21 protein-coding genes and 1 pseudogene are annotated in these 19,968 nt (G+C 64.9%); 10 read left to right on the top strand and 12 right to left on the bottom strand.

Translation table 11 applies throughout. From position 1 onward, the window contains the following. Positions 1 to 111: 111 nt before the first annotated feature. Positions 112 to 642 (top strand): annotated as a pseudogene (locus P0D89_RS18820) (cytochrome b). Positions 643 to 906: 264 nt separating this feature from the next. On the opposite strand, the gene P0D89_RS18825 reads toward P0D89_RS18820, so the two are convergent. Then, a complete protein-coding gene (locus tag P0D89_RS18825; protein WP_149669197.1) occupies positions 907 to 1,197 on the bottom strand; it encodes a DUF1488 family protein in 291 nt (96 codons plus the stop codon). Between the two features lie 400 nt (positions 1,198 to 1,597). On the opposite strand from P0D89_RS18825, the gene P0D89_RS18830 reads away from it, so the two are divergent. Together P0D89_RS18830 and P0D89_RS18835 are read left to right on the top strand one after the other, a co-directional pair. Beyond that, positions 1,598 to 3,619 (top strand): sigma-54-dependent Fis family transcriptional regulator, encoded by a 2,022-nt coding sequence (locus P0D89_RS18830; RefSeq protein ID WP_408365260.1) that lies wholly within the window; start codon positions 1,598 to 1,600, stop codon positions 3,617 to 3,619. Positions 3,620 to 3,877: 258 nt separating this feature from the next. Next, on the top strand, positions 3,878 to 4,210 hold the full coding sequence (locus P0D89_RS18835; RefSeq protein ID WP_408365262.1) for a 2Fe-2S iron-sulfur cluster-binding protein: 333 nt from the start codon (positions 3,878 to 3,880) through the stop codon (positions 4,208 to 4,210). A 48-nt stretch (positions 4,211 to 4,258) separates the two neighbouring features. Here the strand turns inward: P0D89_RS18835 and P0D89_RS18840 are convergent, their stop codons facing one another. The 3 genes from P0D89_RS18840 to P0D89_RS18850 form a co-directional block, all read right to left on the bottom strand. Beyond that, entirely contained in the window at positions 4,259 to 4,453 is a 195-nt protein-coding gene (locus P0D89_RS18840) for a YqaE/Pmp3 family membrane protein (protein WP_149669194.1), read from the bottom strand. Between the two features lie 64 nt (positions 4,454 to 4,517). Further along, positions 4,518 to 4,706 carry a DUF1653 domain-containing protein gene (locus P0D89_RS18845; RefSeq protein ID WP_408365267.1) on the bottom strand — a complete coding sequence of 63 codons (189 nt, stop codon included), beginning with the start codon at positions 4,704 to 4,706 and terminating at the stop codon, positions 4,518 to 4,520. Between the two features lie 92 nt (positions 4,707 to 4,798). Beyond that, positions 4,799 to 5,443, bottom strand: a complete 645-nt coding sequence (locus P0D89_RS18850) for a helix-turn-helix transcriptional regulator (protein WP_408362519.1) — start codon at positions 5,441 to 5,443, stop codon at positions 4,799 to 4,801. Positions 5,444 to 5,700: 257 nt separating this feature from the next. Here P0D89_RS18850 and P0D89_RS18855 point away from each other — a divergent pair, with 257 nt between their 5' ends. The 3 genes from P0D89_RS18855 to infA all read left to right on the top strand — a co-directional run bounded on the left by P0D89_RS18855 (position 5,701) and on the right by infA (position 7,171). After that, positions 5,701 to 5,919 (top strand): hypothetical protein, encoded by a 219-nt coding sequence (locus P0D89_RS18855; RefSeq protein WP_408362520.1) that lies wholly within the window; start codon positions 5,701 to 5,703, stop codon positions 5,917 to 5,919. A 560-nt stretch (positions 5,920 to 6,479) separates the two neighbouring features. After that, complete coding sequence (locus P0D89_RS18860) at positions 6,480 to 6,761, top strand: hypothetical protein (RefSeq protein ID WP_408362521.1); 282 nt, start codon at positions 6,480 to 6,482, stop codon at positions 6,759 to 6,761. A gap of 134 nt (positions 6,762 to 6,895) precedes the next feature. After that, positions 6,896 to 7,171, top strand: coding sequence for a translation initiation factor IF-1 (infA, locus tag P0D89_RS18865; RefSeq protein WP_149669189.1), 276 nt, complete (start codon positions 6,896 to 6,898; stop codon positions 7,169 to 7,171). A gap of 405 nt (positions 7,172 to 7,576) precedes the next feature. On the opposite strand, the gene P0D89_RS18870 is transcribed toward infA, so the two are convergent. Continuing rightward, the gene (locus tag P0D89_RS18870; protein WP_408362522.1) at positions 7,577 to 8,338 is read right to left on the bottom strand and encodes a GntR family transcriptional regulator; all 762 of its coding nucleotides are present in this window, start codon (positions 8,336 to 8,338) and stop codon (positions 7,577 to 7,579) included. Between the two features lie 354 nt (positions 8,339 to 8,692). Between P0D89_RS18870 and P0D89_RS18875 the strand changes: the two genes are divergently transcribed. The 3 genes from P0D89_RS18875 (at position 8,693) to P0D89_RS18885 (ending at position 11,843) form a co-directional block, all read left to right on the top strand. Further along, on the top strand, positions 8,693 to 9,931 hold the full coding sequence (locus tag P0D89_RS18875; protein ID WP_408362523.1) for a cyanate transporter: 1,239 nt from the start codon (positions 8,693 to 8,695) through the stop codon (positions 9,929 to 9,931). A gap of 180 nt (positions 9,932 to 10,111) precedes the next feature. Beyond that, positions 10,112 to 10,687 carry an ANTAR domain-containing response regulator gene (locus P0D89_RS18880; protein WP_408362524.1) on the top strand — a complete coding sequence of 192 codons (576 nt, stop codon included), beginning with the start codon at positions 10,112 to 10,114 and terminating at the stop codon, positions 10,685 to 10,687. Between the two features lie 10 nt (positions 10,688 to 10,697). After that, complete coding sequence (locus P0D89_RS18885; protein ID WP_408362525.1) at positions 10,698 to 11,843, top strand: CmpA/NrtA family ABC transporter substrate-binding protein; 1,146 nt, start codon at positions 10,698 to 10,700, stop codon at positions 11,841 to 11,843. A 110-nt stretch (positions 11,844 to 11,953) separates the two neighbouring features. Here the strand turns inward: P0D89_RS18885 and rhaS are convergent, their stop codons facing one another. The 6 genes from rhaS to rhaM form a co-directional block, all read right to left on the bottom strand. Further along, on the bottom strand, positions 11,954 to 12,964 hold the full coding sequence (gene rhaS / locus P0D89_RS18890; protein WP_408362526.1) for a rhamnose ABC transporter substrate-binding protein: 1,011 nt from the start codon (positions 12,962 to 12,964) through the stop codon (positions 11,954 to 11,956). 88 nt (positions 12,965 to 13,052) lie between these two features. Further along, entirely contained in the window at positions 13,053 to 14,069 is a 1,017-nt protein-coding gene (locus tag P0D89_RS18895; protein WP_408362527.1) for an ABC transporter permease, read from the bottom strand. Further along, a complete protein-coding gene (locus P0D89_RS18900; RefSeq protein ID WP_408362528.1) occupies positions 14,062 to 15,120 on the bottom strand; it encodes an ABC transporter permease in 1,059 nt (352 codons plus the stop codon). The genes P0D89_RS18895 and P0D89_RS18900 overlap by 8 nt, the downstream gene beginning before the upstream one ends. Next, positions 15,117 to 16,646, bottom strand: a complete 1,530-nt coding sequence (locus tag P0D89_RS18905; RefSeq protein WP_408376977.1) for a sugar ABC transporter ATP-binding protein — start codon at positions 16,644 to 16,646, stop codon at positions 15,117 to 15,119. The genes P0D89_RS18900 and P0D89_RS18905 overlap by 4 nt, the downstream gene beginning before the upstream one ends. A 49-nt stretch (positions 16,647 to 16,695) precedes the next feature. Then, positions 16,696 to 17,589 carry an amidohydrolase family protein gene (locus P0D89_RS18910; protein ID WP_408362529.1) on the bottom strand — a complete coding sequence of 298 codons (894 nt, stop codon included), beginning with the start codon at positions 17,587 to 17,589 and terminating at the stop codon, positions 16,696 to 16,698. Positions 17,590 to 17,652: 63 nt separating this feature from the next. Next, the gene (gene rhaM / locus P0D89_RS18915; RefSeq protein ID WP_408362530.1) at positions 17,653 to 17,976 is read right to left on the bottom strand and encodes an L-rhamnose mutarotase; all 324 of its coding nucleotides are present in this window, start codon (positions 17,974 to 17,976) and stop codon (positions 17,653 to 17,655) included. 139 nt (positions 17,977 to 18,115) lie between these two features. Between rhaM and P0D89_RS18920 the strand changes: the two genes are divergently transcribed. Next, on the top strand, positions 18,116 to 19,123 hold the full coding sequence (locus tag P0D89_RS18920; RefSeq protein WP_408362531.1) for a LysR family transcriptional regulator: 1,008 nt from the start codon (positions 18,116 to 18,118) through the stop codon (positions 19,121 to 19,123). A gap of 15 nt (positions 19,124 to 19,138) precedes the next feature. Here P0D89_RS18920 and lra1 read toward each other — a convergent pair whose 3' ends face one another. Then, entirely contained in the window at positions 19,139 to 19,921 is a 783-nt protein-coding gene (gene lra1 / locus P0D89_RS18925) for an L-rhamnose 1-dehydrogenase Lra1 (RefSeq protein ID WP_408362532.1), read from the bottom strand. Positions 19,922 to 19,968: the final 47 nt, after the last annotated feature.

Genomic DNA, 19,968 nt, shown 5'->3' on the forward strand with positions numbered 1-19,968 from the left:
CCACATCTGGGCGTGGATCGACGATGGTTGATTGACGGTGCCCATACGCATCGGGCACCGTTTATCATCCAACGATTCCGAAACGATCGACCTGGCCGCTGGAGTCTGCGCATGTCTTACACCCGCTCCACCGACCGTTACACCTCGCCCGCGATTTTCTTCCACTGGGCCATTTTTCTGCTGGTCGCGCTAGCTTAGCTGGCGATCGAAATACGCGGGCCGCGCGGCTCGGACAGCCGGGCGTTCTGGACCAGCGTGCATTTCTGGGCGGGCACGCTCGTCCTGGTTCTGGCCGTGCCGCGCCTGCTCTGGCGACTGTGGGCGGGCGCCCCGGAGGAAATCACCGGCAACCCGCTGCTCACCCTCGTCTCGCGCGCGGCGCATCTTGCGCTTTACTTCTTTATCTTCGCGCAACCGCTGCTCGGCATATTGATGGTCAATGCCGGGGGACGGCCGGGGACCCTCGCGTGGGTCAATCTCAGCTTCACGCTGATCGGCGCGGATTCCATCGCGCGGCCCTTGCTCAGAGACGCGCATGAGTGGCTCGGCAATGTGTTCTATTGGGTGATCGGCCTGCATGCGCTGGCGGCGATCGCACATCACGTGGTGTTCGAGGACCGGTCGTTGCGGCGGATAATTTGAGGCCCGCTGTGAACGTTGGCATGGCAGGCGCGCACAAATTCGCATGGCGCCTGAAGCGCCTGCACTGAACACGTTTCTTTGATGTACCGCGCGCAAGACACCAGCAGGCACGGCGATGAACGACAGCTGCGCAAAGCTGCCGCAGCCTGTTTGAACGGCTCACGCCGCGCTCAGGTTTCGACGACCCGTGGTTTCGCGCGGCTTTGCTTCTCCGTTCGAGCATATGAGCGTTCGAGCGCCGTAAGACGCACGAAACGCCGTCAATCAGTTACGCCAGTTCGCCTCGTAGAACCGCACATAGCCGCTTCTGAGCACGAGACACTGCGCCCGCGTTTCCGACAACAAACGGCGCGTGGCGGCCTCGATGCGGGCCCGGTGCGTGTCGAATGCGACGACCATGTCCTCCAGACGCGGGGACGCAGCGCCGAAGTGATCTTCGAGCGCTTCCGCGGTGATCATGCATTCCACCCTCTGCCCATCGACCATTGCGGGGAACGCCAAGGTGAGTTCGCGACCTGAATATTCAGGAGTTTCATTGGGGAAAAGGATCTGCATGGGTTCACCTGGAAGGTTGGGTGCCGCGCATGTGTGACCTGTTGATGCGCGCGCCGGTTGCATCCGATCGCGCCAGCAGCTCCCTCCTCCTTGTCCAATGCTGACGGCGCGGGCTCGTCACCCCGCTGCAGCGCATTCGTAATTCGCGGCTCGCGGAGGTGAATTGATTCACTGTAGACGAGTTCGGGCGCGGCGCAAGTTTTCCTTGCTGTTTGCCTGATTCTGGTGCGCCACGCGTCTTTCTGCGGCGTGCGGCAAGCGCGGCCTCGGTGTTTTCGCTGCCGTGCAGCGCGCGCTTCGTCCTGTAAGATCGGTGTTCGGCCGCATGCGCGCATGGTGCGCTGCGGCATCGAACGACGGGCAACGCACCCGTCGCGCGTCCGATCACTGGAGACATGCCTTGACCCGTCGTCCTGTCTCGCCGGCCAGCATCGGCCGGCCCGATGTCATTGCGCAAGCTCATGCGCGCTCGCTCGAAATCGGCCTGCGCGCGTCCGAAGCGCCGGACTTTCAGCCACTGCGCCAACCCGCGCTGCGTGAGCTGGTCGAGCGCAATCAATCGCTGTACACCCATGCGCTGCCCGTCATGGAGACGCTGCACGCGCAGATCGTCGACACGCAAAGCATGGTGCTGCTCACCGACCACCGCGGCGTGATCCTGCACAGTCTCGGCGACAGAGACTTCGTCGAAAAAGCCAATCGCGTCGCGTTGTGTCCGGGGGTGTCGTGGGCCGAAGCGGATCGCGGCACCAATGCGATCGGCACCGCGCTCGTCGATAGACAGCCGACCGTCGTCCATGCGGACGAGCACTTCCTGCACGCGAACCGGATTCTCACCTGCTCGTGCGCGCCGATTGCGGACCCGTTCGGGCGCACCATCGGCGCGCTCGACGTGAGCGGCGACACGCGCGGCTTTCACAAGCACACGCTGGCGCTCGTCAGAATGTCGGCGCAGATGATCGAAAATCATCTGTTCTCCAATCAATTCGCCGACGCGATTCGCGTGCACTTTCACGCGCGCGCAGAATTCATCGGGACGCTGTTCGAAGGGCTGGCGGCGTTTGCGCCGGACGGCACGTTTCTATCGGCGAACCGCAGCGCGCTGTTCCAGTTCGGCCAGCCGCTCGCCGAACTACAACGGCAACCGTTCGACGCGCTGTTCGGCTGCGCCTTCGCGAGCCTGTTGCAGCAGATCGCCCGCGCGCCTGGCGAAAGCATTCTGTTGACGCTGCGCAGCGGCGTGCGGGTGGTTGCGCGCGGGGAATATGCGGCGCCGCGCTATGTCGCGCCGCTGGAGGACGTTGGCGGCGTGACGCGTGCGCCGCTCACCGGCGGTTCGCGTCACACGGTGCGCGCGGCCGAGCCGGCGCCGCCGGCCACACTCGAAACGCTCGACACCGGCGACGCGCAAGTCGCGGCGATTTTGCGGCGCGTCGCCAAACTGCGAGGCCGCGATATTCCGATTCTCGTGCTCGGCAAAACCGGCACCGGCAAGGAGTGGCTCGCGCGCGCGATCCATCACGATTCACCGCGGCGGGCCGCGCCGTTCATTGCGCTCAATTGCGCGTCGTTGCCCGAGACGCTGATCGAAGCGGAGCTGTTCGGTTACGAGGACGGCGCGTTCACCGGCGCGAAAAAGCGCGGCAGCGTCGGCAAGATCGTGCAGGCCGACGGCGGCACGCTGTTCCTCGATGAAATCGGCGATATGCCGCTCGCCCAGCAGGTGCGTCTGATGCGCGTGCTGCAGGAACGCACCGTCGTGCCGCTCGGCGGCACACGGGCGATTCCGGTCGATCTGCGGATCGTCTGCGCGACCCACCGCAACCTGCGCGAGATGATCGACGCGGGCACTTTCCGCGAAGACCTGTATTACCGGATCAACGGACTCGTCGTGACCTTGCCGGCGCTGCGCGAGCGCACCGATCTCGCCCCGCTGGTCGCGCGCATGCTGGCCTTGCAGCCGGAGGGCGAGCGCTTGCCGCGGCGCGTTTCCGACGCCGTGCTGGAGCGGTTCACGCAATGCCGCTGGCCAGGCAATCTGCGGCAACTGGCGAACGTGCTGCGCACCGCGAGCATCATGGCCGAAGGCGCGGAACAGATCGAACTGGAAGATTTGCCGGACGACTTTTTGCAGGATTGTGTGGATGTGGTGGCTGCGGGGCGCGTGCAAGCGGCTCCCTTCCGCCAAGGCGACTTAGGTGACTCAGGCGACTTAGACGACTCAGGTGGCGGCGACGGCGGACGCGGCGCGGCGCAAGCGTCTGCGCAGCAGGCGTCGGCACGGATGGAAGATTGGCAGACCGCGCTGATCGCGCAGACGCTCGCGCGGCTCGATGGCAATGTGTCGGCCGCAGCCCGGGAGTTGGGGCTGGCGCGCAATACGGTGTATCGGTATTTGCGGCGCGGGGGGACGACGCATTGAGGATGGCGGTGCGGGGGAAATGGCGTTTTATGTTTGGCGCCGGCGTTCTGCGAGCGGTGCTCCGTGTGCGGCATTTCGCATCTGGCGTTCGACGTTCAGCGTTCGGCGGCCACACCCTGATCCCGCGCTGCAACCGTCGCAACCAACAATCGCTCAACGTAGATCCCCCCAACGCGATCATCCGCAACCTCCAGCCGATGAATCCCGCCCCCGCCCATCGCGTGTAAAGTGTGGCGCACCCAGCCACGCATTCACACGATGTCAGATCCAACCCGCCCGCCTCTCGTTCGCATCGAGCCGCTCGGCCAAAGCTTCGAAGCGCCCGATTCGCTGACCATCCTCGAAGCCGCCGGCTTCGCGAATCTGCGTCTGCCGCGCTCCTGCCGCAACGGCACGTGCCGCACATGCCTCTGCAAAATGACAGCCGGCCATGTGCGCTACACGATCGAGTGGCCGGGTCTTAGCCGGGAAGAAAAAGCGGAAGGCTATATCCTGCCGTGCGTGGCGATAGCGGAAACCGACGTGGTGATCGAAGCGCCGGATGCAATCGAATTGCCGCCGACGCCGTCCCGCCGCAACGAGACGGGATGAAGCGCGGCGCGCCGCGTTGCACCGCGCGCCACTTGTCTCACACGGGGCTTAACGCCCGTTGCCCATCGCGCGGGCGATTTTCTTGTCGGTGTTGTACTGGCTCAGCGCATACACCGACCAGATCGCGGCCGGAATCCAGCCGATCAGCGTGATCTGCAAAATCAGGCAGATGATGCCCGCAAACGGGCGGCCGATCGTGAAGAACTGCAGCCACGGCAGAATGATGGCAAGCAATAAACGCATTCAGATTTCCTGTTTGTGTTGCATGGGGGTGCGCTTGCCCTGGGATAAGCCAGGGCGCGCCTGGTTAGATCGGTGCGAAGCGCGGCACCTTGGTGCCTTCCTGTTCGACGAGCTCGAAAAACACCGAAGCGGGACGCGTCCAGATCGTACCATTGCTGGCTTTGTAGACGACCATCGTGACCGTCGGATGGGACTCCAGCGTTGCCTCGCAAATCCGTTCGTAAATACCGCCTTTGTAGTGCCGGTAGCGCACCCTGTCCGTCCTCGTCGAATGAATGAAAACCGCTACGCTTCGGCGCGGCGACGTTTTGAACGCGGCCCCAAAAGGGACTTCCTTCGGGGGCGTCAGCCGCCCTCTTTCATCTGCTTCAGAATCTTGTAGACAGTGGCGCGCCCCATCGTCAGCACGGCGGCCACGTAGTTCGCGGAACTGCGGCCACGAAACGCGCCCTGCGCATGCAATGCCTCGACGATTTCCCGCTTGTGTTCGCGCGTGAGCGCATTGATGCCGATCTGCCGCTCGCGCAGCCACGTGTGCAGATACGTGTTGATGCGGTCCTGCCAGTCGTCGCGGAACAGGTCTTCCGCGGGCGCATCCGTGAGCGTGCCGCCCTTGATGAACAGATCGAGCGTCGAGCGCACGTCCTCGAACACCGCGATATTGAAGTTGATGCACAACATGCCGGCCGGCTTGCCGCCGTCGTCGAACAGGATGTTGCTCACGCAGCGCATGCGCCGGCCGTCCCAGTTCAGCTTCTCGTAGGGGCCGATGGTCTGGCCGCGCGCCGCATAGTGCACTTCGTCGAGGACCGACGGCCCGCCGACTTCGAGCTTCGACAGATTGTTCACGAGGTACGCGATGGTCTGGGTGCGCAGGTCGTGAATCACCACTTCGGCGCACGGGTAGAGCAGCGCCGCGATACCGTCGGCGATCGGAGCGTAACGCTCCAGCAGCAGGTCTTTCACAGGAGACACGTTTGGGTTGCGCATTGGGAATCGCAGTGTTCGAAGGATGCGGCGCCGGCCTCGCACACGCGAAGCGCGGCACAAGCGCCGATGCCGGCAAGCCATACGCGGCAACTCGCCATTGTAGCCATCCCGCCCGGCCGCCGCGACCATCGCGAGCATCGCGCCGATCGCGCCGCACCGCTCAAAAGCCCGCCACCGCCGCGCAAACGATTTTTGTCCGCCTGGCGACGCGATTTTTTTCGTGCGATAAACGAATCCACCATTCCACGGAGCAGCCGATGGCCACACTCGAAGCGTTTCGCGCCGTGCTCGACGACAAAGGCACGCCGGAGATCATCCGCAATCACATCATTGATTCGCTGCAATACGCGCTGCGCAATCACGGGCAGATCTTCACGTCGAAGGAAGTCGAATGGCTCGCCGGCTGGGATGACGCGCGCATTCCGCTCGCCGCGACGCGCGAGCTGCACAAGCGCGTCGCCGAAACCTCGCGCTGAAGCACGGTCGCACCGGCCGGCCGATCGACGCCGGCACCGTCGCCGTGCGACGCGTGGCACGCGCTGCGCCGCTCATGCGCAGCGCGCCGCAAGCGACCTGTAAAACACCCGCAAAGCCGCGCCGGCTCGGCGATTTGCCCGCGCGTGGAAGTTTTTGCTATCCAATCAGGCCCATTTAGTGCATCATATTGGAATAGCTGCATCCCGCATTCGTAGCACCGGCAACACCGGGCAGTCCCAAACCGGCATCTCCGCACCACCCCCGACTGTTCGACCGCCGCCCGTCGGCGATCCCGTCACTCCGGCAATGCGCCGCATGCATTCGCCGTCGCGAGTTGTACTGCTGAGTGGTTCAGCTTTACGCGCCCGATGTCTGCGCGACTTCAGCGTGTTTCTTCTCCATCGAATCCGCGACTTTACGCGGCCGCGCTCAAGCCCTTGCCAACGGGCCTGTGCCAACTTTTTCCATGGCGGCGCGCCCCTGGGTGCAGCGCCGCCGGCCGTCTTGCCGCGCGTAACACGCGTGACATGTCGGCGACGTAATACAGGACATGTGCCTCATGAAATCAGCTGTCAAGACGTACAAGGGTTATGAGATTCACCCGCTCGTTTATCCGCGCCGCCCGGCGGACGGTCAAACGAGCCGCAATCCGGACGCGGGCTACGACGCGTCGGTGCGCATCTGCCGCGTGGGCGCCGACGCCGCGGCCGACGGCCGGGTGTTCCGTCTGCAGTACCTGTTTCCGTTCGACGGCACGGGCAAGGCGCGCATTGCGTGCATGGCCCACGCCGAGCAACTGATCGACGGCCAGGTGGATGGCCAGTCCGTCGCCGATCTTTGAGCGGTACCATCAGCGCATAGCGCTGATGCCGCGACCACAGCGGGTGCGAAACCGCTGTCAACCGTATTCGATGCTGCGCCAACCGGCCCCGCCGGCGAGCAGCACCCCGTTATCCCATCGACCAGGAGTTATGCATGGCGAAAGAAGAACTGCTTGAACTTGACGGTATCGTCGACGAAGTACTTCCGGACAGCCGTTACCGCGTGACGCTCGACAACGGCGTCGTGGTTGGCGCTTACGCGTCCGGACGCATGCGCAAGAATCACATCCGTATTCTCGCGGGCGACCGCGTGACGCTGGAACTGTCGGTCTACGACCTGACCAAAGGGCGGATCAACTTCCGCCACAAAGACGAGCGCGCCAGCGGTGGCGGTGCTGCTCGCAGCAATTCGCAATTCCGTCGCCGTTAAGGGCCGACGGCACGCTGAGTACACAGCACAGCGCCTCTGCTTGAGGTGATGTGACCCGGCGTGAGCCATTGCGAATCGAGTTGTACGCGAAGCGTTTTGCGCGCCATCTCCGGCTTGACTCGGTGATTGATTGAATCGGGCCTGAACGGCGCGCCGCGGCGCCGCTGGAGCGTCACGCGTGCCCTGCGCGTGTTTTCCGTTTTTCCATGGTTTGCTGTGGCATCGTGGGCAATCGCCTCGTGCTCGCAAGCCAGTTGTTCAAGCCGCAGGACTTAAGCCGCAGCTCGCGCGCGGCCAGTCGCCGGGGCAGCCTTCGCGTTTCGGCTTTGGCGTCTTTCCCGCACGCGGCGATCTCCGCCACTTCAGCACGGCGTCCTATCAGCGGTCGATAAGTACAACTTCTTTCTACAGCCCGAACACCGCTCCGAGATCCTCTCCGGCGGCGCTTTTGCGCACCTGCTCCACCACCCGCTCTTCCAGCTCCGACAGATGCTCGCGCATTGCCGCCAATGCCGCTGGCAGATCGCCGCCATCGAGCGCTTCGATGATGTGCGCGTGCTCGTCGGCGGAACAGGCCGAGCCCTTCGACGGATCGAACAGCGCCTTGTACAGCTCGGTCTTCGCGACCAGTTGCCCGACCAGCCCGAGCAACTCGGTGCCACCCGCCAGTTCCGTCAGCAGCACATGAAACTGGCCCGCGAGCCGCACGGATTCGTCGATGGCTCCCGCGCGCAGCGCCTTCTCTTCGCTGCGCACATGCGCGCGCAAGCGGCGCTTGTGCGCAGCGCTCAAAGCCCCGCACAACGCCGCGACGATACCCGCTTCGACGATCTGCCGCGCCCGGTACACCTGCCGAATGTCCTCTTCCGATGGCGACGGCACGAACGCGCCGCGATTCGCCTCGAGCACCAGCTTGCCCTCGAAGCCGAGCCGCGCCAGCACCTTGCGCAACGCACCTCGCGTGCAGCCGAACGCGGCCGCGAGATCCCGTTCGACCAGTTGCGCGCCCGGCCGCAGACGCCCTTGCAGCAATGCCGAGGTAATCGACGCGTAGATGCGTTCTTCGACGCTGAGCGAATCACTGCCGGCGGCGCTGTGGACGGGCGTGTCTGCGGCGGCCTCGGTTTGGGTGTTGGCGGATGAGGACCGCCGGGAGCGTGGAGCCATGGATTCAGTAACCGGGAACGGAGCGATCTCGACCGGCATTCTAGCCGCGGCACGCAGCCGATGCTGGTGGAAAACAATTAAGTTGCGACTCCAGCCGGACCTCTCCTACTGGCCGGCACCCTCGCCCTATGCCGCGAGCTATACCGGACATCAGAAAAATGGTTAACCATAAAATGGTATTATGGTTGACCAAAACGGGTTTCACAACGTTACTCGGCGCTCTGCGATCCACGCGCGTCGCGCCCTCAGGCCCGTTGATTGCCAAGCCCGCCGCCACTTGCGCGCGCGGTTTTTACCGCCGCGTCCAACGTGCGTCGTCCGGCGCGGCGCCCATCTTCCGTATCCAGGTCCATCGTGAATTCGCACTCCAGCGCCAGCGCCGCCCACACTCCCGCCGACCACGCCGCCACCGCGCTGACGTGGCACGACCTCGTGTGGCTCGGCGCGATCGTCGTGATCGCTATCAACCTGCGCCCGCTGCTGACATCGATCAGCCCGCTGATGACGACGATTCGCGACGCCACCGGCCTCAGCTTCTACGGCGCTTCGTTGCTGACCAGCCTGCCGGTCGTCGCGATGGGCATCGGCGCGTTCGGCGCGGGCGCGCTGACCCGCAGCGTCGGCGAAACGCGCGGCGTCGCGCTCGGTCTGCTGGCGATCGCGCTGGCCTGCGCGGCGAGATGGACGGCCGCGAGCGGCGCCGCGCTGCTCGCGACAGCGATCCTGGCCGGCGCGGGCGTCGCGGCGATCCAGGCGCTGTTGCCCACTGTCATCAAGCAACGCTTTCACACGCGCGTGCCCCTGGCGATGGGCGTGTTCTCCGCCTCCATCATGGGCGGCGGCGGACTCGGCGCGAGCTTGAGCCCGTGGGTGAGCCGCGCGACACAGTCATGGCATGCCGGCCTCGCGGTATGGGCGATGCCGGCCTGCATCGCGCTGCTCGGCTGGTGGTTTTTGAATCGCCAGCTTTCGAAGCGCGAGGCAATGCAGACCGCGCCGGCGCACGCAGCGGCGTTTTCGCCGTGGAGCACACGGCGCGCATGGACGCTCGGGCTCTACTTCGGCATCGTCAACGGGGGTTATACGAGCCTCGTCGCGTGGCTGCCGGCGTTCTATCAGCAGCGCGGCGCGAGCGTCGCGGCGAGCGGCTCGCTGCTGGCGGGAATGACGGTCTTTCAGGCCGGGGCCGCCTTGTTGCTGCCGCTGGCCGCGGCGCCGTTCCGTGACCGCCGGCCCTGGTTGATGCTGGGTCTGTCGGCGCAATTGTTCGGACTACTGGGCTTGATAATCTGGCCCGACGCGCTGCCGCTCGTATCGATTGGCGTGGCGGGCGCGGGGCTCGGCGGCACCTTTTCGCTCACGCTCGTCACCGCGATGGACCACTCGGCCGATCACCGCGTGGCCGGCAAGCTGGTCGCGTTCACGCAGGGCGTCGGCTTTATCGTGGCGGCGATCGCCCCAGTCGTGGCCGGTCTCGTGCGCGGCTGGAGCGGCGGCTTCGGAGCCGCGTGGGTCATGCTGGCCTGCTGCGTCGCCGCGATGATGGCGCTGACCATGCTGTTTTCGCCGCACAGCTACGGCGACTGGCGCTGACGGGCCGAGCGGCGCGGGCATGCGCCGCTTCGGTGCATTTGGTTCGCGTGCCCCGAGCGGGTGCAACGTCGCGCGCGGAAGCCGCCGGTAAGTCCGTGATTGCCTTACGGTGACGGGCGTAGGGGTTGTCTGGCATACCTGTTGCTTTAATACACTCAGCCGCCGACAAAATCCCACCCCATGCTGCGTGTTCTCCTCGTAACCGATACCGACAAGCCCATCGGCGATCTGCGCGATGCCCTCGCGCTGCTTGGCTGCGAGATGCTGGCCGGCACGGCGACGCCGCAGGCGCTGCATCGCGCGGTGCAGAACGAGCGGCCCGACGTGATCATCATCGACACGGAATCGCCATCGCGCGACACGCTCGAACAGCTCGCGGTAATGAACGCGACCGCGCCCCGGCCGGTGCTGATGTTCAGTCACGACGCCAACCAGCAGTTGATCCGCGACGCAGTCAACGCGGGCGTCACCGCCTATCTCGTCGAAGGCCTCGCGACGGAGCGGCTCGCGCCGATCCTCGAAGTCGCGCTCGCGCGTTTTGCGCAGGAATCGCAGTTGCGCGAACGCCTCGCACAAGTCGAGAACGAGCTTGCCGAACGCAAGCTGATCGATCGCGCCAAACGCCTGCTGATGGATCAGCAGAAAATCACCGAACACGCCGCCTACGCCATGCTGCGCAAACGCGCGATGAACCAGGGCGTCAAACTCGCCGAAGTCGCGCGCGCGGTCGTCGCGTCGGCCGACTCGCTCAAATGAAGCGCCGCTCATGAATACTTCCGCATCCATCGCCGCATCTTCCCCAGCCGGGCGGCTCGAAAAGACCCATTTGCGGCTTGGCTTCGTGGCGCTGTCCGACGCCGCGCCGCTCGTCGCCGCGAAACTGCTCGAATTCGGCCACGCGCATGGGCTGACACTCGAACTCCAGCGCCAGCCGTCATGGGCCGCCGTGCGCGACAAGCTGCTCTCGGGCGATCTCGACGCGGCGCACACGCTGTATGGGCTCGTCTACGGCGTGCAGCTCGGGCTCGGCGGTCCGCGAACGGACATGGCCGTGCTGATGGTGCTCAACCGCAACGGCCAGGCCGTCACGCTGTCGAACCGGCTCGCCGATGCGCTCGCCGAACACGGCAGCTTGCCCAAGGCGCTGGCAACGCTCGGCCGCAAGCCCGTGTTCGCGCAGACCTTTCCCACCGGCACGCATGCGATGTGGTTGTACTACTGGCTCGCGTCGCAGGGTGTCGATCCGTTGCGCGATATCGAGAGCGTCGTGATTCCGCCGCCGCAAATGGTCGCCGCGCTCGCCGAGGACAAGCTCGACGGGCTGTGTGCCGGCGAGCCGTGGAATGCGTTGGCTGAAGCGCAACGCGTCGGCAGAACGGTGGCTTATACGAGCGAAGTGTGGCCCGAACATCCCGAGAAGGTGCTCGCTTGCCGGCGCGATTTTGTCGACGCGAATCCGAACGCGACGCGCGCGCTCGTGCAGACGATGCTCGAAGCGTGCCGCTGGCTGGACGGCGCGGGAAATCGCGAGGAGATTGCGCGCTGGCTCGCGCGGCCCGACTACATTGGCATTGATGAAGCGTCGATCGCCGCGCGGCTCGGTGTTGATGCGGCCATGTCAGGCATCCCGCCCGTGCGGTTTTTCGACGACGGCGCGGCCAACTATCCGCATCCATTCGAAGGCGCGTGGTTTCTCACGCAGTTCGAGCGCTGGGGGATGATCGACGCGCGCGCCGACTACGCGCAGATCGCGGCACGGATCAACCAGACGCAGTTGTATCGCGAAGCGGCCGCGCGGGTGAACGTGGCGGTGCCCGGCGAGGACGTGACGCGGGTTCTGATCGACGGCGAGGCGTGGGGGAGCAGCACGGCGCCGGCCGGCTATGCGCGGCGCTTTTCGATTCGCCGCTAGCAGATAAAGAATAAGGCGCTTGGGCGGTCGTTGCCGCCCAAGCGCCTCGTGCACCGAGTCGTTACACGCATGATGTCCGCGCGAATCGCGCGAACACCATGCGAGCCACATTAGAAGTTGAAGTTGTCGATATTGCTCGCGTCGAACGTGGTCGGCGGTCCGAGAATGATTTCGCCTTTCGGCCCGATCGTGCGCTTGCCGAGTTTGCCGGCATCGAACGATTCGCCTTCCTTGCCGCTGATCTTGCCCGAGGACAGCGCCGCCGCCGCATAAGCCGCCAGGTAACCGAGCTGGTTCGGGTCCCACAACTGGAACGCGGTCACGGTGCCGTTCTTCACGAACGCGCGCATCTGGTTCGGCGTGCCCAGCCCCGTCACGGCGACCTTGCCCTTGCTCGACGACGACGAGATATAGCGCGCGGCCGCGGCAATGCCGACCGTGGTCGGCGCGACGATCGCCTTCAGATTCGGATACGCCTGCAACAAGCCCTGCGTCTCGACGAACGATTTCTGGTCGTCATCGTTGCCATAGGCGATCTTCACGAGCTTGATCTTCGAGTATTCCGGCTTCTTCAACTCCTCCTGCATCCACTTGATCCACGTGTTCTGGTTGGTCGCGTTCGGCGTGGCCGACAGCACCGCGAACTCGCCCTCGCCGCCCATCAGTTTCGCCACCAGCTGCACCTGACCACGGCCGATGCCTTCCGCGTTCGCCTGGTTCACGAACAGCTGGCGGCCCTCGGGCGCCGTGTCGGAGTCGAAGGTCACGACCTTGATGCCCTGCCCCATCGCTTTCTTCAGATACGGCACCACCGCATTCGCGTCGTTGGCCGCGATCACGATCGCATCCTGGTGCTGCGTGATCAGCGTGTTGATGTACTGCACCTGCGAAGAGGCGCCCGCATCCGACGGCCCCACCACCTTGCCCACGCCGCCGAATTCCTTGATCGCGGCCATGCCGCCGTCGTCGGCGATCACTTCATACGGGTTGTTGATCTGCTTCGGTACGAACGCGATCTTCAGGCCGCTTTTCAGGTCCGCGGCGGACACCGCGCAACTGACCGCAAGCAATGCGGCGCAAAGCGCGGCTGTGCCGGTGTGACGTAGAAGAGGTTTGAACATGAAGTGTCTCCTGCCTTGTTGTTGGACGTGGTGGTGTCCGGGTTATCGGTTGTTGGACTTTCTCTTCGCTGACAGCTTTAAGACGACGTTATAAAGAAGAAGCGGACTTCGCGATGAAGCGCCGGTCGCGCGCCGCGCGCCAGCGGGCGACCAGATTCGGTATCAGCACCGAGGCCAAAAGCAGCACGCCGGTGACGACGGTCAGCGTTTCGCTGGACACGTCGTCGAGCGTCAACGCGTTTTTCAGCACGCCGATGATCAGCAGCGACAGCAGCACGCCGATCATCGAGCCGCGTCCGCCGAAGATGCTCACGCCGCCGAACAGCACCGCCGCGATCACCGACAGCTCGAAGCCTTCGCCGTTATCGCCCCGCGCGCTGGTGAAGCGCAGCGTGTAGACCACTCCGGCCAGCGCGCTCATCAAGCCGGACAGCACGAACAGGCGCAGCCGAATCTTCGTCACTTCAATGCCGGAGAACGCCGCGGCGGTCGGATTCGCGCCGATCGCGTACAGGCTGCGGCCGAACGCGGTGGACTGCAGCAGCACGGTGAACAGCACCGCGCCCACGATCACGATCACGAACGGCAACGGAATGAAACTCGCGCCGAGCGTGTCCATGCCGAACGCCGTGTACGCCGGCGGGAAATCCGCCACCGCCTGGTCGCCGAGCAGCACATACGCGAGGCCGCGAAACAGCGCCAGCGTACCGATCGTCACCGCGAGCGAAGGCAGGTTGAGTTTGACGATCACGAGTCCGTTCAGCAGCCCGGCCAACGCGCCAGCAATCAGCACGAGGACGATCACGACCGGCATCGGCAAGCCCATGTGCCATAGCACGCCCATCAACGCGCTCGACGCGCCCAGCACCGACGCCACCGACAGATCGATTTCGGCGGCGACGATGATCAAGGTCATCGGCAGCGCCATCAATGCGATCTCGGTCAGATCGGCCAGCACGTTGCTCAGATTCGCGCCGGTGAGAAACACCGGCGACAGCCAGCGTCCCAGCCCGAGCGACAGAATCAGCACGATCACCAGCAGTACTTCCCATTGCAACGGGGTTTCGCGTTTGCGCGTCAGCAGCGCGGAATCGGGTTTAGCCATGATCGCGTTTCCTCATCATGCGTTTGGCGACTGAGCGGGCCAGCAAGGTATCGGCGGTAATCGCGGCGACGATCAGCGCGCCTTCGATCGCCTGCTCCCAGAACGGCGACACATGCAACACCACCAGCGCGATGCTGATCACGCCGAGCACCAGCGCGCCGAGCGTGGCGCCGAGAATCGTGCCAATGCCCCCTGTGATCGCAACGCTGCCGACCACCGCCGCCGCGACCACCTGCAATTCGATGCCCTTCGCGGTGCTGGCGTCGACTGTGCCGAAGCGGGCCAGCCACAACGCGCCCGCGAAACCGGCGATCGCCCCCGACAACAGAAAGCCCGACATCACGCGCCGCTCGACGTTCACACCCGCGAGGCGCGCGGCCTCAGGATTCGAGCCGATTGCGTAGTGTTCACGGCCGCCGCGAAACTGCTTCAGGTACACCGCGAGGCCGACCAGCACGACGAGCGCGATCAGCGCGAGGTTCGGGATGCCGAGCAGCGTGCCGGTCGCGAGCCGTGAATACGCGTCGGGCAGACTGGTCGCGTTGATCTGGCCGCCGTGCACCCACGCGTAATCCGCGCCGCGAAAGATGTACAGCGTGGACAGCGTCGCCACCAGCGACGGCACGCGCCCCACCGCGACCAGCAGCGCGTTGATGCCGCCCGCCACGAGACCGATGACGAGCCCGGCCGCCAGCGCGACGAGCACCGGCATGTGCGGAAAGGCGACGTACAGACTGCCGACCGCATACGCGCTGATGCCGACCGTCGAGCCGACCGACAGATCGATATGCCGCATCAGGATCACCACCGTCATGCCGGCCGTCAGCAAGCTGATGATCGACACGTTCAGCAGCACGTCGCGCAGATTCTGCAGGTTAAGAAACTGCGGTTTCGCGAGCCCCGTGCCGACGATCAACAGAATCAGCACGACGAACAGCGTGGTCTCGCGGCTCTTCGCGATGCTCGCGACGAAACCGCCCGGCGTGCTGCCGGAGCGCTTCGGCAGCGGCGGCTGAACCGGCGCGGGATGAGTCGAGGAATGGCGCATCATGCTGCGTGCCCTAACGGTGGAAGCGGTTGACCGAGCGCGGCGCCCATGATGCGCTCCTCGTCGGCGTCGGCGCGCGCTATATCCGCGCTGATACGTCCCTCGTGCATCACCAGCACGCGGTCGGCCATGCCGAGCACTTCCGGCAATTCGCTCGAAATCATCAGCACCGCCATGCCTTCGCTCACCAGTTCGGCCAGCGCGCGATACACCTCGGCTTTCGCGCCGACGTCGATGCCGCGCGTCGGTTCGTCGATGATGAGCACCTTCGGGCCGGTGGCGAGCCACTTGCCGAGCACGACCTTCTGCTGGTTGCCGCCCGACAACGTGCCGACCGGCGCACTGGGATCGCCCGCTTTCAGGCGCAGGCGTGTACCCCATTCGCTGGCGAGTTGCGTCTCGCTGCGCGTCGAGATCAGGCCATGTTTCACGAGCCGTCCGAGCACTGTCATCGACGCGTTGCGCGCGATGCTCAGCTCAAGCGCGAGCCCCTGCTGGCGCCGGTCTTCCGGCACCAGCGCGAGGCCGGCGCGCACCGCGGCGGCGGGCCGGCCCGTCGTCAGACGCTCGCCACCGAGCCAGATTTCGCCCGCATCGAGCGGATCGATGCCGAAGATCGCGCGCGCGACTTCACTGCGTCCCGCGCCGACGAGACCGGCCAGCGCGACGATCTCGCCGGCGCGCACGTCGAACGAAATGTCCTTGAAGACGCCCACGCGCGTGAGGCCGCGCACCGACAGCCGCACTTCGCCCGGCGGCCGATCGGCCTTCGGATAGAACGTCTCCAGATCGCGGCCGACCATCTTCGCGACAATCGACTCGGTGGTGAGATCGGCGGTCAGTCCGTCGAACACTTTCGCGCCGTCGCGCATGATGGTCACGCGTTGTGTCAGCGCGAATACTTCGTCGAGCCGGTGCGTGATGAACAGAATCGCGACGTCGCGCTCGCGCAGCTTGCGCACGATCGCGAAGAGCCGCTCCACTTCGGGTAGCGACAGTGCGGCGGTCGGCTCGTCCATAATCAGCACGTTGGCGTTCAGCGACAACGCCTTGGCGATTTCGATCACCTGCTGATCGGCAATCGACAAGCCGCGCACCAGTTGATCCGCGCGCAGGTCGACGCCGAGCGATGCCAGCAGGCCATCCACTTCGCGCCGCATCGCGTCGTATTGAATGCGGCCGATGCGGTCGACCGGCTGCCGTCCCATGAAGATGTTTTCCGCAATCGAGAGATCGAAGAACAACGTCGGTTCCTGATAGATGACCGCGAGCCCGGCGTCGCGCGCTTCGGCGGGCGTCGCGAAGCGGCGCGGCGCGCCGTCCACCAGCAGTTCGCCGGTATCCGGCTGATGCACGCCGGCGAGAATCTTCACGAGCGTCGACTTCCCCGCGCCGTTCTCGCCGAGCAGCGCATGCACTTCGCCCGGCCACAGCGCGAGATCGCCGTCGGACAACGCACGGACGCGGCCGAATGATTTACTCGCGTGCCGCAGTTCGAGCCTGGGCGTTGCGGATCTGGATTGCTGCACTGCCTGTCTCCTACTTTCTTTGTTCGCGTTCGGGGGTGCGTCAGCGGCCTCAGATGCGATAGCAGCGTTCCGCGTTACCGCGAAACAGCGCGTCTTTCTCGGCGACGCTCGCGCCGTCGACAATCGACGCATACGCCCGCCACAGGTCCGCATAAGAACCGAACAGCCGGTCGACCGGAAAATTCGACGCGAACATCGCGCGCTCGACGCCGAACGCATCGATCGTTTCGAGCACATAAGGCCGCAGGCTTTCGACGGTCCAGCGATGGTCGAACATCGCGAGTCCGCTGATCTTCACCGCGACGTTCCTGCAACCCGCGAGCAACCGCATCCCGTCGCGCCACGCGCGATACCCGGCGACGCTGCTGCGGTCCACGAACATGCCCGCATGGTTGACGATGAACTGCGTGTCGCCATGCGCGCGCGCCAGCGCGGCGGCTTCTTCCATCTGCGACGGGTACAGTTGCAGATCGAACGACATGTCGTAACGGCGCAGCAGCGCGAAGTGTTCGCGCCATTGCGGCTCGCGCATGAAGTGCCGGCCGACATAGTCGAATAGCCGGTTCTCATGCACGTTCAGGATCTGCCGGATGCCGCGCGTATTGGCGAACGACGCATGCGCTTCGAGCACGGCGGGCGCATTCGGCGCGGACAGATCGACCGCGGCGACGATCGCGTTCGGCATGCCGCGCGATTCCTTGCGGTCCGCAATCGACTGCAGCCAGCGCGTCTCTTCGACCGGATCGGCGGGATCGTGATTCGCTTCGACGTGCACCAGTTTCTGCACGTCGATGTCGCCGGCTTCGCGCAGCAGATCGTCGAGCAGGTAGTCGTGCTTCAGATCGCGCGCGTCGCCCACGAACGACACGCCCGGATTTTCCAGCCACGGATAGCGATGCGTCTTCAGATCCCACAGATGGATATGCGAATCGACAACCTGCATGCAGCACACTCCGTCCAGTGAAGGTCACTACGAGGTCAGCCAGCGTGATCACGCGGCAAACTGTCAGCTCAGCGAATTCAAATGAAAAACCGGTTCGAGCGATTGCTGAAGCGGCGCATGATCCGGCGCCGTCTGCATGATGTCGGCCATGTAATCCCACCATTTGCGCATCACGTCGACTTGCGGCAACTGGTCCATGGTGTGATGCCGGGTCCGCGTCAGCACGGCGAAAAGATAGTTCGAGTCCGGGTCGAAAAAAATCCGGTACTCACGCACCCCCGAGTTGTGCAATGCGTCAACCAGTTCGGGCCAGATCTGCGCGTGACGTCGTTCGTATTCCTCGCGCATGCCGGGGTTGAGCACCATGCGGAAAGCGATTGTCTCCATTGCGGCCTGTCTCCCGTCGTATTCGGGCGCTTTCTTTGCGCAGCGTAGAAGCGTCTGATGCGACTATAATTCCTGCGTCGATAGCATCTCAATCCGTTGTTGGGATTGGGCGATCCACAAACCGAATCGCACCCGAACCATGAGCCAATACTCCGCTGCCGTCGCACTCGTCAACCGGCTCAAGTTCAAGCATCTCGCGCTGCTCGTCGCGCTCGACGACACGCGCAATCTCCATCAAGCCGCCGAAGCCGTCAACGTCGCCCAGCCGAGCGCGAGCCGCATGCTCGGCGATATCGAAGAAGCGTTCGGCTTCCTGCTGTTCAAGCGCAACGCGCGTGGCATGACGCCCACCCCGCTCGGCGTCGTCACGCTGGCTTATGCGCGGCGCGCGCTCGCCGAGCTGACCCGTTTCGCCGAAGACCTCGACGTGAAACGGCGCGGCGGTCACGGGCAACTGACCGTCGGCGCGATCATGGGCGCCGCGCCCGATCTGCTGGCCATGTCGGTGGCCGCGCTGAAAACCGAAAGCCCGTTGCTCAACGTGCGCATTCTCGGCGAAACCAGCGACCAGGTCGTCCAGTTGCTGCATCGCCGCGAAGTGGATCTGGCGCTCGGCCGCCTGACCAGTCCGCTGCAACACAACGACTTCAGTTTCGAACCGCTCGCGCGCGAAACCCTGCTGCTGGTCGTGCGTTCGGTGCATCCGCTCGCGCAGCGCGCGCGCATCACGTTGCCCGAGCTGGTCGACTGGCCGTGGGTCGCGCAGCCCGTCACCAGTCCAGCGCGCGTGCTGTTCGAGGAAGAGCTCGCTCGCGCGGGACTCGCGACGCCAGTGAACCTGACCGAATGCGCGTCGATCTTCGCGACGCTGCAGTTGCTCGAGAATTACGACGCGGTTGCGATGCTGCCCGAGTCGGTGGTGCGCGATCACGTGCGCGGCAAGCTGCTCGTCGCGTTGCCGCTCGAGATCGGCAAGAGCCTTGCCGGCTTCGGCATTCTCACGCGCAAGGAAGAAGCGCTCGCCGAACCGGCGCTGCGTTTCATCGAGCTGCTGCGCGGGTTCTCGCGCAAGCTCGCTCGCGACGACGCCGCGCCCGGCCCTTTGTCCGCAGCCAATTCTCTTATTGCGCCGGTTCCGGTGAATTGACATCGGCATCGCGCGTTATTGCAGATTGACGAACAGGCCGCCGTCCACCAGCAACGCGGCGCCTGTCACATAGCGCGCGCGGTCCGACGCGAGGAACACCACGCAATCGGCGACATCTTCCGGGCGGCCCAGGCGGCCAAGCGGAATGCGCTTCTCGAAGTAGGCTTTCTTCGTTTCGTCGGCGAGGTCTTGCGCGTTCAGGTCGGTCGCGATCGTGCCGGGCATCACCGAATTGCAGCGAATGCCATACGGCCCCAATGCGATCGCGCACGACTGCATCAGCGAATGCACGCCCGCCTTGGTCGGCGTGTAGTGCGTCTGCATGCCGCCGCCCACTAACGCGCTGATCGAACTCGTCGCGACGATCGCGCCGCCCGTGCCCTGCTTCTTCATCTGCTGCGCGGCGGCTTGCGTGACGTAGAACGCACCGTTCAGATTGACCGCCACCGTCGACTCCAGCACGTCCGGCGGCATGTCGAGAAACGCGTGGAACGGGCAAATGCCCGCGTTGCTGGCGAGCACGTCGACTTTGCCGAACGCTTCGACGGTGTGGCGAACGAGCTCCTGCCCCGTGTCGCGCGCGGCGACGTTGCCTTCCACCGCGATCGCACGCCGCCCCAGCGCCTCGATTTCGCCGATCACTTCCGCGACGGCGGAACGGCGTCCATAGGATGCGTCGTTATCGCCCCAGTAGTTGATCGCCACGTCCGCGCCTTCGGCGGCGCATGCTACGGCTATCGCGCGGCCGATGCCGCGCGAGCCGCCGGTGACGATCACGACCTTGTCCTTGAGCAGCACGTCATTCTCCTTTGCTGGGTCATCAATACGGCAAGCGGCAACCGCTG

The organism is Paraburkholderia sp. RL18-085-BIA-A, from assembly GCF_046027075.1.
In the GTDB taxonomy this organism is placed as follows: domain Bacteria; phylum Pseudomonadota; class Gammaproteobacteria; order Burkholderiales; family Burkholderiaceae; genus Paraburkholderia.

Bases quoted from the DNA above. Each gene is read 5' to 3' on its own strand.
- P0D89_RS18880 (WP_408362524.1), top strand. From the start codon at position 10,112: ATGCTGCGTGTTCTCCTCGTAACCGATACCGACAAGCCCATCGGCGAT.
- P0D89_RS18920 (WP_408362531.1), top strand. From the start codon at position 18,116: ATGAGCCAATACTCCGCTGCCGTCGCACTCGTCAACCGGCTCAAGTTC.
- infA (WP_149669189.1), top strand. From the start codon at position 6,896: ATGGCGAAAGAAGAACTGCTTGAACTTGACGGTATCGTCGACGAAGTA.
- P0D89_RS18910 (WP_408362529.1), bottom strand. From the start codon at position 17,589: ATGCAGGTTGTCGATTCGCATATCCATCTGTGGGATCTGAAGACGCAT.
- P0D89_RS18840 (WP_149669194.1), bottom strand. From the start codon at position 4,453: ATGCGTTTATTGCTTGCCATCATTCTGCCGTGGCTGCAGTTCTTCACG.
- rhaS (WP_408362526.1), bottom strand. From the start codon at position 12,964: ATGTTCAAACCTCTTCTACGTCACACCGGCACAGCCGCGCTTTGCGCC.
- P0D89_RS18860 (WP_408362521.1), top strand. From the start codon at position 6,480: ATGAAATCAGCTGTCAAGACGTACAAGGGTTATGAGATTCACCCGCTC.
- P0D89_RS18870 (WP_408362522.1), bottom strand. From the start codon at position 8,338: ATGGCTCCACGCTCCCGGCGGTCCTCATCCGCCAACACCCAAACCGAG.
- P0D89_RS18895 (WP_408362527.1), bottom strand. From the start codon at position 14,069: ATGGCTAAACCCGATTCCGCGCTGCTGACGCGCAAACGCGAAACCCCG.
- P0D89_RS18825 (WP_149669197.1), bottom strand. From the start codon at position 1,197: ATGCAGATCCTTTTCCCCAATGAAACTCCTGAATATTCAGGTCGCGAA.
- P0D89_RS18855 (WP_408362520.1), top strand. From the start codon at position 5,701: ATGGCCACACTCGAAGCGTTTCGCGCCGTGCTCGACGACAAAGGCACG.
- P0D89_RS18900 (WP_408362528.1), bottom strand. From the start codon at position 15,120: ATGATGCGCCATTCCTCGACTCATCCCGCGCCGGTTCAGCCGCCGCTG.
- rhaM (WP_408362530.1), bottom strand. From the start codon at position 17,976: ATGGAGACAATCGCTTTCCGCATGGTGCTCAACCCCGGCATGCGCGAG.
- P0D89_RS18835 (WP_408365262.1), top strand. From the start codon at position 3,878: ATGTCAGATCCAACCCGCCCGCCTCTCGTTCGCATCGAGCCGCTCGGC.
- P0D89_RS18850 (WP_408362519.1), bottom strand. From the start codon at position 5,443: ATGCGCAACCCAAACGTGTCTCCTGTGAAAGACCTGCTGCTGGAGCGT.
- P0D89_RS18885 (WP_408362525.1), top strand. From the start codon at position 10,698: ATGAATACTTCCGCATCCATCGCCGCATCTTCCCCAGCCGGGCGGCTC.